Raw genomic sequence first — 12,003 nt, 5'->3', positions numbered from 1 at the left:
TCAACCACTTTGTCAGCAGTTTCGCCGCCGGTAGGCGGCGCTTTTTGTACGGGTACACCCGGAAAAGGGGGGAGAAAATGAACAGGAGATACATTCAGATATACGAAGATATCAAGGGGAAAATATTGGAGCATCATTATCTTCCCGGCGATAAGCTGCCGTCTGAAAATGATTTGTGTCGCCATTACGGGGTCAGTAGAGGAACCATTCGAAAAGCGTTGAATTTGTTGGCCGAGGAGGGGATGATCCACAGCCTGCATGGGAAAGGCGTTTTTGTGTTGGATAACAAACCGATCACTTTTTCAGTGGGGGGACTTGTCAGTTTCAAGGAAGCCAGTGAATACAGCGGCCAAGCTTTTGTCACCCATGTCCCTAAATTGGAAAGCATGGTCATCAATCCTTCTCTTCACAAAATAACCCAACTTCCGCTTGGGGCCGAGGCGTATCATTTGTATCGCGTTCGCGAGTTGGATGGGGAAAACATCATTTTGGACATCAACTATTTTTTAAAGGATGTTGTTACCGACCTGACAAAGGAGATCGCCGAAAATTCCATCTACGAATATATGGAACAAACGTTGCAACTCAAAATCGGCTTTGCCCGAAGAGTGATCCTGGTCGAACCGGCTACTTCGAAAGACAAGGAATATCTGGACCTTCAGCCGAACAGCCCTTTTGTTGTGGTAGTGAAAAATTTCGTCCATTTATATGATGGAATCCAGTTTGAGTACACCGAATCCCGGCACCGACCCGATCGATTTGTTTTTACGGATTTTGCTCGTCGCCGATAAGGCGACTTTTTTTTGAACATGTCTATACAAGTATTGACGAAACTTGTATAGACAAGTTATCATAATGTCGAAAAATGTAAGCGGTTACAGGAGGGGAAACAACATGGATGCGATGAAGCATTCGGTGGAACGGATCGTCCAAGCAGTTGGGGGCAAGGACAACATCGTCACCGCTACCCATTGTGTCACGCGGTTGAGACTGGTCTTGAAGGACGAGGGGAAAGTCGACAAAAATGAGCTGGAACGTGTGGATGTGGTCAAAGGTTCCTTTTCCGCTAACGGACAGTTTCAAATTGTCATCGGTGCGGGCGTTGAGAAAGCATACAAATATTTGCTTGAAATCACAGGGATGGAACACGCTACCAAGGAAAAGGTCAAAAGCGAAGCGGAGAAGAAACTGAATCCTCTTCAACGACTCGTTAAAACATTGGGAGATATCTTTATCCCGCTTCTGCCGGCGATCGTGAGTGCGGGTCTGTTGATGGGGATCAACAATGTATTGACGGGAAAGGGTATTTTCTATCCCAATCAGGCATTGATCGACGTCCATCCTGAATGGAAGGATTTAGCCGGGATTATCAATTTGATCGCCAATACTGCGTTTGTGTTCTTGCCGGGACTGATCGGATGGTCTGCCGTCAAACGTTTTGGGGGCAGTGAATTACTGGGCATCGTGCTGGGATTGATGTTGATCCACCCGGATTTGATGAATGCCTGGAGTTACGCTGAAGCCGTCTCCAAAGGAACCGTTCCTTACTGGCACGTATTTGGATTGAGCATCCAGAAGATCGGATACCAAGGCCAGGTTTTGCCGGTCCTTGTTTCCGCTTACGTGTTGACCAAGATTGAATTGTATCTGAGAAAACGGGTACCGGAAGGTTTTCAGCTGCTGTTGGTAGCGCCCATCGCGCTTTTGATTACCGGGTTTCTGTCTTTCATCGTAATCGGTCCTGTCACATTTGCAATCGGGAAAGCGATTACATCTGCATTTGTCTGGGTCTTCCATCAAGTCCCGTTGCTTGGTGGGCTGATTTATGGCGCATTCTACGCGCCTTTGGTGGTCACCGGCATGCACCATACATTCCTGGCCGTGGATCTGCAGTTGATTGCAAGCACGGGCGGCACCTTCCTGTGGCCGATTCTGGCGCTGTCCAATATCTCCCAAGGGTCTGCAGCGTTGGCCATGATGTTTGTTTCCAAAGACGAGAAAGTCAAGGGGATGTCTTTGGTCTCCACGATTTCCGCTTATCTCGGAATCACGGAACCGGCGATGTTTGGGATCAACATTCGCTACCGCTATCCTTTTTATTGCGGCATGATCGGGTCCGCCATCGCAGCGGTGGTGATCACGTCACAACATGTAAGAGCTTCTTCGATCGGCGTTGGAGGTCTCCCTGGCTTCCTGTCCATTTTCCCTCAGTATTGGAGTGTGTTCTTTGTCGGAATGGCCATTGCGTTGATCGTGCCTTTCGTCCTGACGATCGTATTGGGAAAGAAATCTGCATAACCACATTAAAAAGGTGATAGAAAATGACGCAACCTTGGTGGAAAAAAGCAGTCGTGTACCAAATCTACCCGAAGAGCTTCAAGGATACGACCGGGAACGGTGTGGGCGATTTACAGGGAGTGATCGAAAAGCTCGATTATCTGAAAACATTGGGGGTTGACGTGATTTGGTTGACGCCCATCTATGAATCCCCGCAAAGGGATAACGGTTATGACATCAGCGATTATTACCGGATCAATCCGGAATACGGCACGATGGAGACCTTTGAGCGCCTCCTGCAACAGGCGCATGCAAAAGGGATCAAAGTGATTATGGACATCGTGGTGAACCATACCTCCACCGAACATCCATGGTTCCGGGAGTCGGCCAAGTCGAGGGAAAATCCCTACCGTGACTTCTACATTTGGAAAGACGGGGTGAACGGAGGACCGCCAAACAACTGGAAATCCAAATTTGGCGGGAGTGCATGGCAGTATGATGAACGAACGGGGCAGTATTATCTGCATCTGTTTGATGTGACACAAGCTGACTTGAACTGGGAGAATCCGGAACTTCGCGAGCGAATCTACGAAATGATGCGGTTCTGGCTTGACAAGGGCGTGGATGGATTTCGGTTGGATGTGATTAACCTCATTTCTAAGGACCAGCGCTTTCCCAATGATACGCTGGAAACTCCAATGCATGACGGGCGCAGGTTTTATACCGACGGTCCGCGTATACACGAGTTTTTGAAGGAAATGAACCGACAGGTGTTTGCCAGGAACCCGGACCTTTTGACGGTGGGAGAGATGTCCTCGACAACGATTGAAAACTGTATTAAATACACGCATCCGGATGAAAGGGAACTGAACATGGTTTTCAGTTTCCATCATCTTAAGGTAGACTATCCGAATGGGGAAAAATGGGTCGCCGCCGACTTTGACTTTCTCCGATTAAAAAGGATTTTAAGCGATTGGCAATATGGAATGCAGCGGGGTGGGGGTTGGAATGCCCTGTTTTGGTGCAATCATGATCAACCGAGGGTAGTTTCCCGATTTGGAGATGACCGGAAGTACCATAAGGAATCAGCCAAAATGCTGGCGACCGCCATCCACCTGTTGCAGGGGACACCGTTTATCTATCAGGGAGAAGAGATCGGCATGACCAATCCCTACTTTGAGAATATCGAGGATTATCGGGATGTCGAGTCCATCAATGCCTATCATCTGCTGCGGGCACAAGGAAAAGATGAGAAAACCGTGATGGCCGCCTTAAAGCAAAAATCACGGGACAATGCGCGTACACCCATGCAATGGAGCAGTGAAAAGAATGCAGGCTTTTCGAGCGGAACCCCGTGGATTGGTCTCGCGCCCAACTATAAGGAAATCAATGTGGAACAGGCTTTAAAGGACCCGGATTCGATTTTTTATCACTACCAAAAACTGATCCAGTTACGCAAACAATACGATGTGATCGCTTATGGGGATTATGAATGGATTTTGGAGGACCATCCCCACATCTATGCGTATCTTCGTCGCTATCGTCAGGAAACGCTGTTGGTGATCAACAACTTTTACGGGGTGGAAACGACCTTTCATTTGCCTGAGAACATCAATCTTGGTGGGCGACATCGCATATTGATATCCAATTATCCGGATACGGTAAACCAATTGCATCATCTGAGATTGCGTCCATATGAATCTGTGGCCTTTTACATTGAGGGGTGATTTTTTCTGTGCCCGTACCGTGATGACTAAGGTACGGGCCATTTTGTGGGCATGATCGCTTGTGACTTGCTTCACACGGCTATAAATACTGGGGTTATTTCCTCATAGCGAAGCGAGCATGCGATATTGACAACTTCCCTAATTCCTATTAATGTGATAGGATTAATTGTATATAAAATCGCAAGGAGGTTGAAAGCATGTACATCACCTTGCGGGAACGCCTGTTTCTGGGAAAATTCGTCGCATCACTACAACGGACTGCCATGAACGGAGAACAGCGACTCAATCTCGCCATTCTCAATAAATTGGTGAACCCCCATTTGTCTTTTGACCAAAAAGAATACGGTTATTTGATCAAAAAATTGTCAGATCGCTTTGAAGAGGCGTGCGATTGCAGAAATGAACATGAAGTCAATCTTGTACAAAGTCTGATTGTGAAACTGGAAAACAGCATGAAAGCACACACTTGATCAAAACCGCAGTCGGACATCCCTCCTTTCGGGTAAAATGATAGTGGAAGGTAAGCTGTTTGGAAGAGGAGGGGTTAGAAATGTTCCACTATACTGTAGAGACAGAAAAAACGGTGGACGAGGCTGTTCATGCGGTGGAAGAGGCTTGCGCCAAGCGAAAATTCGGTGTGTTGTGGCAATTGGACATCCCGACCAAACTGTTAGAAAAAGGAATTCATTTTGATCAATCGTATCGCGTGTTGGAAGTGTGCAACCCGGATATAACCAAAAAAGCATTGATCCACAACCAGCAGGCAGGTCATTTTCTTCCTTGCAAGATCGTGGTATATACGGATGTGAAGACGGGCAAGACAAAAATCGGCCTGAGTCGACCGACTGCATTGTTCGCATTGATGGAGGACGAACATTTGCTGAGCATCGCCAAAGAGGTGGAATCGGCACTGATCCATGCGCTTGATGAGGCCAAGGATTAATCACTACAATATCGTGACCCCCGCCAAGTGCGGGGGTCGGATGTTTGTCGTCACTTTTTCTCCACTGCGTGTCCGCCGAATTCGTTGCGCAAAGCGGCAACGACTTTTCCGTGGAAGGTGTCGTCTTCCAACGAGCGGTAGCGCATGAACAGCGACATTGCGATGACCGGGGCACTGGCCTGGACATCCAAAGCCGTCTGTACCGTCCACAAACCCTCGCCGGAAGAATGCATGACGCCACGAATGCCTTCCAGCCGGGGGTCTTTGGCGAAAGCGTTTCGGGTCAGCTCCATCAGCCAACCCCGGATGACGGAACCGTTCGACCATACGCGGGCCACTTCTTCGTAATCGAAGTCAAAATTGGATTTGTCCAAAATCTCGAAGCCCTCGGCGATCGCCTGCATCATGCCGTATTCGATTCCATTATGCACCATTTTGAGGAAATGGCCGCTGCCGGTACGTCCCGCGTATAGATAACCGTTTTCCACGGCGAGATCACGGAACAATGGCTCCAAATGTTGCTCAAACGTCTCCTTGTCGCCGCCAATCATGAAGCAGGCGCCGTGACGTGCTCCTTCCATTCCGCCAGACGTGCCGACGTCGAAAAAGCGGAGTCCCCGATCGCCAAGACGCTCGGCCCGGGAGATGGAATCACGGTAGTGGGAGTTGCCGCCGTCAATGATGATGTCGCCTTCCTCCAGTACGGGAACTACCGATTCCAACACCTGATCCACGATGTCTCCTGCAGGCACCATCAACCACACGACACGTGGGCGTGACAGTTTCCGGGTCAAAGCTTCGATACTGTCAGCGGAAATGGCGCCCTTTTCCGCCAGGGCTTGTACAGGTTCGGGGTTGACGTCGTGGACGACCACTTCGTGTCCGTGGTCCAAGGCGTTCAGGACGAGGTTCATCCCCATTTTGCCGAGACCGATCATGCCGAACTTCATTATCTTCATCTCCTTCAGCTGTTACACTATCCCATTTAACAACAAAATCAACGGCAAGGCAACGACGGACAGAAGGGTTTCAGCAGCCGTCCAAGTCCAAAACGTCTCTTTGAGGCTCATGCCAAAATACTCCTTAATCATCCAGAACCCCGAGTCATTCACATGAGACAAAATGATCGAACCGGCCCCCGTGGACAACACGAGCAATTCGGGTGATGTTCCGGGCACGGCTTGGGCGATGGGAGCGACAATCCCGGCCGCCGTCAGCATCGAAACGGTGGCCGAACCGGTTGCCACACGGATGGCAGCGGCGATCACCCAAGCGAGCAAAATGGGTGATAAATGAGATTTTGCCGCCAATTGGCCCACGGCTTGACCGACCCCGGAGTCGAGCAGGACTTTGTTGAACGCACCACCTCCGCCGATCACCAACAGGATGGATGCAGTGGGAGCCAGGCAATCGTTTGCCCAGCGCTGAATCGTCTCGCGGGTCGTTCCCTGCAGGGTTCCCAAGCTGAAGAAGGCGTACAGGGTGGCGATCAGCAGGGAAACTATGGGATCACCGACAAACGACAACACGGAAGAGAGCACCCCGTTTTTCGGCAGGAAAATTTCAGCCAAAGTGGCGACCAACATCAGAATGACGGGCAACAAAATGGTAAACAGGGTGTTGGCGAAACCGGGTAGATTTCCTTCCCGGCGGCTAACGGAAAAAGAGTCGGACATTTTTTCAGGAACAGACTTATGAATCCGTTTACCAATCCATTTTCCGTACAGGGGGCCGGCTACTGCCGCGGCGGGCAGGCCAACCAGGAGGGCATAGAAAATGGTCTTACCCACATCGGCGTGATAGATGTCCACCGCTGCCATGGCGGCCGGATGGGGCGGAACCAATCCGTGCACGACGGACAACCCCGCCACCAGCGGAATACCGATCATGACCAAGGAAATGCCCGTTTCAGCTGCGATGGTAAATACCAGTGGGATGAGCAGCACAAACCCCACCTGAAAAAAGACGGGGATTCCCACGAGAAATGCCACCGTCATCATCGCCCAATGTACGCGGCGGCGTCCGAACCAGCGAATCAGCGTATTGGCAATTTGCTCCGCACCGCCCGATTCGGCCATCATTTTTCCCAACATGGTGCCCAACGCCAGCACGGTGGCGATGAAGCCAAGGGTATTTCCCATTCCTTCCTTGAGTGATTTGATGATGTCTGAGAGCGGCATACCGGCGACAAGCCCGAGACCGATGGCGGTGATGATCAGGCTGACGAAGGGGTGCCATTTTACCCAAGTGATGAGTATGAGCAACACCACAATGGACAGTGCGGCAATCAGCAATAAGCTCATCCGGATCTCCTCCTATCGTTGCCATTGAGATAATGTTTGAAAAGACGGTCGCAAACGACGGTAGGTTTCTTCAAACAACGGAAACCATTTGTGGTACAGTCGTACCCGTTCTGGATCCGGGTACATGCGCCGCGTGATGCGAATCCACTCATTCACACGGGACAAATCGTCCATCTCCCGGATGGCCGTTAAAGCCAATACGGCCGCTCCCATCGCTGAAGCTTCCTTGTTTTCCGGCACTTCGACAGTGGCATTCAATATATCTGCTGTCAGTTGCAACCAAAACGGGGATCGGACGAACCCACCCGAAGCACGGATCGATTCCGCTTGCGTGCCGCTCACGTCACGCACGGCATCGGTGATGGCCCGCAGGGTGAACGTCACACCTTCCAATGCCGCCCGTGCCAGATGGGCGGTTTGGTGATGTAAACGCAAACCCACCCAAGCTCCGCGGGCATCAGGGTCCCAATAGGGGGCGCGCTCTCCGGTCAGAAAAGGGAGAAACAGCAATCCATCAGCGCCGGGTGGAGATGATTCGGCAAGGGACAGCAGGCGGTCGACAGAGGGTGAAGCCGAGTCTGAGACGCCCTTGAACACGGATTCCGACAGCCAGCGCAAGATGTCTCCACCGCTGTTGGTAGCCCCGCCGATCACCCATCGATCATTTGTCAATGCATAACAAAACGTGCGAGCGTTTTCGTCGGTCGCTGGAGAGAAAGCAGCCGTCCGGACCGCACCACTCGTTCCCACAGTGACGGCCAATTGTCCCGATTGAATCGCTCCAACACCCACATTGGCCAAAACGCCGTCACTGGCACCGATGACGAACGGGGTGTCGGGAGAGAGGCCCATCCGTTGCGCACAATCCCGCTGCAATCCTGTAAAGACCTCCGCCGGAGGAACGACGGGTGAGAGGCGATCCGGTGCGATGCCGATGAAGTGCAGGATGTCCGGGTCCCAGTCGCGGGTAGAGAGATTGTACAGTCCCGTAGCGGAAGCGAGAGAGGCATCTACGGCCCAACATCCGAACATTCGATACCATAAGTACTCCTTGATCGAGACGAATTTGGAAGCTCGTCGAAATAAGTCCGGTTCTTGTTCCTTCATCCACAATAACTTAACCAGTGGGGACATCGGATGAACGGGCGTTCCTGATCGTCGGTAACATTCATGACCAAACGGAAGGGTTCGCAACTGATCCGCCTGTTCTGCCCCACGGTTGTCCGCCCAGATCCATGCACGGGTGAGTGGGTTTCCGTCCGTATCCACGGCGATCAAAGAGTGCATCGCCGCGCTGAATCCGACGGCGGTTACTTTTTCCGGGGAGATATCGGCCGCATCGACAGCCGTTCTCACACTGTTCAATACAGCTTGCACGATCTCATCAGGGTCTTGTTCCACCCAACCGGGATGTGGTTGAATCAGTGGATAGCCCGTGGTACCTAGTCCCAAAACGTTTCCGTAAAAGTCGAAAACAACTGCCTTGGTGCTAGTCGTGCCAATGTCTACACCGATGACGACAGATGGAGAAGTCATAACAAACCTCCTGTGGGTAGATCGAGCCTCTGGTTGCATGGAACAGAGGATGGCCTGTTTCTGTAATCAAAGGATAATGGAAACGTTATCATATTGGCAATACCCTTTCTTTCGAATCTTGGGTTAAGATGATTATAATTTAATATTATGAAATTAAACATAAATCAATCGCCAACCTGCGTTTCATCATTCGATTTCATAACCGCATCCTCTCACTCCCTATCCGTGTTTGTTTATCATTAAGCGTATTTTCCGAAAAATGTTCAACATTGGATCGTTCCGGGAATAAGGTAAAAAAACGTGTCCCCACAATCCCCGGAAGGGTAGAATATATACGGTAGCAATCCGAAAAAGGAGGACTCCGCGTGGGCTGGATTATCAAATGGTTGATCAATGGTTTGGCCGTTTTTTTGGCTGCGATGTGGGTACCCGGTATTGAGGTGAAGGGATATGGTACGGCGTTGCTCGTCGCACTGGTGTTGGGAATTGTGAATGCGTTGATCCGTCCGATTCTGGTGATCCTGACGTTGCCGCTCAACATCATGACACTGGGGTTGTTCACATTTATCATCAATGGATTTCTCTTTTGGCTGGTGGGACATGTCATCCAAGGATTTTACGTGACCAGCTTTCTCGGTGCGATTTTGGGTGCGATCTTCGTCAGCCTGGTCTCTTGGGTGCTGAACATCATTTGGAAAGGGATTGCCCGATGAATCAAAAGTGGGCGGCATGGGCGCTTCGCCTCCGGCAGATGCTGGGGGCGGAGGTTCGCATCGTGCGCACGGGAGAAGACCGAAACCCCCAACATGTATACATCCCCATTCCCGGAGACGAACGGTTGTCGCTGGAGGTCACTTCTCCGTTGACAGAACGCGAGCGGTTACTGATCTCCGCGTTGTTATCGGAATGGGCCCATAAAAATGAACCGATCGCCAAAAGAGAAGGATTTGCGGAAAAAGTTGCGCGGTGGTTGCGCGACGCAGAACGTGACCCGGATACGCCAGTGCCGGGCGAGCTGTTGGAGCGGGACTGGGAGGGGCGTGTTCCATTGTTGGTCGTGCATACGAAGGTGGCTTTCCCGTTGTCGGATCTGGCCGTCCTCGAATCCTATTTTGAACAGCAGGCTTGGCTGATACCGATGCGGGAGCGAGAGTTACTCGTAATGGTACCGGTTTCTCTCATTCAATCGGAAGAGGAAACCGCACTGACCGAGGAGTTGTACCGGGCCGGAGAAGGGTTGGTTGAGGTGGCTGCAGCCGAGATCGGAGAGACAGTGACGGTTGTGATCCATCCGCCGTTGTTCCATCCCGATCAATTGCCGGTTGCGCTGAAAGAATTGAGAACTGCTTGGCGGCTGGGGCGGCGATTCCACCCTCAACGGACGGTGATTGCCACCTGGAATGCCCGGCTGGAGCGGTTATTGACGGAAATCCCGGATGATGTCGTCCGTCGGTGGTTGATGCAGTCTCCGTCACCGTTTTGGGAGGACGGGGAGATCAGGGAGACATTGACAGCATTGTTTCGTCATAATTTGAATTTGAGTGAGACAGCCCGAGCACTGTATGTACACCGGAACACGCTTCTCTATCGGCTGGAGAGACTGAAGCAGGAAACCGGGCTGGATGCCCGACGATTCGAAGATGCGGTATATATGTATACGGTCTTGCTATTGACGCCGACAGAGGTACATGAGGAATGACCCTTTCGGCGGATTGTTCAAACAATAGCGACGAATTTTGTGCGGTTTGACCATGGCCTGTGATCAGTTCCTTTCGTTACAATCAAGTTAAGACAGCGCTTTCACTGGAGGGGACGAAGATGGCACAGGTCCGGTTGAATCATGTGTATAAACGTTACGGCGATGTGACGGCAGTGAAGGACTTCCATCTGGACATTCAGGACAAGGAATTTTTGGTATTGGTAGGTCCATCCGGTTGCGGGAAATCGACCACATTGCGGATGATCGCTGGGTTGGAGGAAATTTCCGAAGGAGAGCTTTACATAGGGGATCGCTTGGTCAACGATGTGCCGCCGAAGGATCGGGATATTGCGATGGTATTCCAAAGCTACGCCTTGTATCCGCACATGAATGTTTACCAAAACATGGCGTTCGGATTGAAACTGCGCAAGTTCAAAAAAGAGGAAATCGACAAACGGGTGCGCGAGGCGGCTCGGATTCTTGATATCGAACATTTGCTCGACCGGAAGCCCAAGGCACTCTCCGGCGGTCAGCGCCAGCGGGTGGCGTTGGGTCGGGCTATCGTTCGGGAACCTCAGGTATTCCTGATGGATGAGCCGTTGTCCAACTTGGATGCCAAATTGCGCGTGCAGATGCGCACGGAAATCAGCAAACTGCATCAACGTTTGGAAACCACTGTCATTTATGTCACCCACGACCAAACCGAAGCGATGACGATGGGCGACCGAATCGTCGTCATGAAGGACGGTGTGATCCAGCAAGCGGATACGCCCTCAGAAATCTACAGCAACCCTGCCAACATGTTTGTCGCGGGATTCATCGGATCGCCAGCGATGAACTTCATTGACGGAGCGTTGTTTGAAGAAGCTGGGGACGTCTATTTCCGCACTCAGGCATTGCAGGTGAAAGTACCACAGGGCAAAGCCAAGCTGTTGCGTGAAAAGGGATATGTCGGCAAAGAAGTGGTGTTCGGTATCCGTCCGGAAAACATTCATGATGAGCCGCTGTTTGTAGAGTCTTCCACGGACAGCACCTTCCGGGCCAAAGTGGAAGTGGCCGAGAACATGGGGGCGGAAATGTACCTCTATCTGAGTGGCATTGCCGACAAGTGGGTCACCGCCCGCGTCAGCCCGCGAACCAACTTTGCGCCGGGAGCCGAAGTGGAATTGGCCTTCGATATGAACAAAATGCACATCTTTGACAAAGAAACGGAACAGACGGTGTTGTAATCTGGCGGTGTGAAGTGCAGGTTCTAAAGAGTATGCGGGAACAACCAGCTTTCAGGGTTGGGATGAAAGCGAGCATCGGACACGGGGGCGGAGCGGCCATCACCTGCTTCCTTGCGGGCGAAGGTGATGCGAGCCGGGAGAGCAATTGGACATTATCACCATATATGCTCTAGCCGTGTGGAACAAGTCTCTCGCCCGATCTGCAAGAAGTTTTTCTCGCAAGCTTGCTTCCACTAGTGTATTAGCCGTTTCCCATATTGGCTTGGGAAACGGCTTGTTATTTCGAGAA

Annotated in this window: 11 protein-coding genes; 8 read left to right on the top strand and 3 right to left on the bottom strand. The window is 51.3% G+C overall.

The window, feature by feature from the left end:
* Positions 1–77: 77 nt before the first annotated feature.
* From treR to NWF35_RS10750, 5 genes are all read left to right on the top strand, one after another.
* Positions 78–791, top strand: a complete 714-nt coding sequence (gene treR / locus NWF35_RS10770; RefSeq protein WP_301239052.1) for a trehalose operon repressor — start codon at positions 78–80, stop codon at positions 789–791.
* A gap of 103 nt (positions 792–894) precedes the next feature.
* Positions 895–2,298 carry a PTS system trehalose-specific EIIBC component gene (treP, locus tag NWF35_RS10765; protein WP_301239051.1) on the top strand — a complete coding sequence of 468 codons (1,404 nt, stop codon included), beginning with the start codon at positions 895–897 and terminating at the stop codon, positions 2,296–2,298.
* 23 nt (positions 2,299–2,321) lie between these two features.
* Positions 2,322–4,004 (top strand): alpha,alpha-phosphotrehalase, encoded by a 1,683-nt coding sequence (treC, locus tag NWF35_RS10760; RefSeq protein WP_301239050.1) that lies wholly within the window; start codon positions 2,322–2,324, stop codon positions 4,002–4,004.
* A 197-nt stretch (positions 4,005–4,201) separates the two neighbouring features.
* Entirely contained in the window at positions 4,202–4,474 is a 273-nt protein-coding gene (locus tag NWF35_RS10755) for a hypothetical protein (RefSeq protein WP_301239049.1), read from the top strand.
* 80 nt (positions 4,475–4,554) lie between these two features.
* Complete coding sequence (locus tag NWF35_RS10750; protein ID WP_301239048.1) at positions 4,555–4,947, top strand: DUF302 domain-containing protein; 393 nt, start codon at positions 4,555–4,557, stop codon at positions 4,945–4,947.
* A 50-nt stretch (positions 4,948–4,997) separates the two neighbouring features.
* On the opposite strand, the gene gnd is transcribed toward NWF35_RS10750, so the two are convergent.
* From gnd to NWF35_RS10735, 3 genes are read right to left on the bottom strand one after another with little or no spacing between them, the layout of a single operon-like run.
* Complete coding sequence (gnd, locus tag NWF35_RS10745) at positions 4,998–5,897, bottom strand: phosphogluconate dehydrogenase (NAD(+)-dependent, decarboxylating) (RefSeq protein WP_301239047.1); 900 nt, start codon at positions 5,895–5,897, stop codon at positions 4,998–5,000.
* 21 nt (positions 5,898–5,918) lie between these two features.
* A complete protein-coding gene (locus NWF35_RS10740; RefSeq protein ID WP_301239046.1) occupies positions 5,919–7,250 on the bottom strand; it encodes a GntP family permease in 1,332 nt (443 codons plus the stop codon).
* 12 nt (positions 7,251–7,262) lie between these two features.
* Positions 7,263–8,786: a gluconokinase gene (locus tag NWF35_RS10735; RefSeq protein ID WP_301239045.1), complete on the bottom strand. Its 1,524-nt coding sequence runs from the start codon at positions 8,784–8,786 to the stop codon at positions 7,263–7,265.
* A 365-nt stretch (positions 8,787–9,151) separates the two neighbouring features.
* Between NWF35_RS10735 and NWF35_RS10730 the strand changes: the two genes are divergently transcribed.
* From NWF35_RS10730 to NWF35_RS10720, 3 genes are all read left to right on the top strand, one after another.
* Entirely contained in the window at positions 9,152–9,499 is a 348-nt protein-coding gene (locus tag NWF35_RS10730; RefSeq protein WP_301239044.1) for a phage holin family protein, read from the top strand.
* Positions 9,496–10,485 carry a PucR family transcriptional regulator gene (locus NWF35_RS10725; RefSeq protein ID WP_301239043.1) on the top strand — a complete coding sequence of 330 codons (990 nt, stop codon included), beginning with the start codon at positions 9,496–9,498 and terminating at the stop codon, positions 10,483–10,485. The genes NWF35_RS10730 and NWF35_RS10725 overlap by 4 nt, the downstream gene beginning before the upstream one ends.
* 119 nt (positions 10,486–10,604) lie before the next feature.
* Positions 10,605–11,714: an ABC transporter ATP-binding protein gene (locus NWF35_RS10720; protein ID WP_301239042.1), complete on the top strand. Its 1,110-nt coding sequence runs from the start codon at positions 10,605–10,607 to the stop codon at positions 11,712–11,714.
* Positions 11,715–12,003 lie beyond the last annotated feature (289 nt).

The sequence above is a fragment of the Polycladomyces subterraneus genome (assembly GCF_030433435.1).
Classification (GTDB): domain Bacteria; phylum Bacillota; class Bacilli; order Thermoactinomycetales; family JIR-001; genus Polycladomyces; species Polycladomyces subterraneus.
Note: the sequence above shows the minus strand (reverse complement) of the source record. Positions and strands in the feature narration are given on the sequence as shown.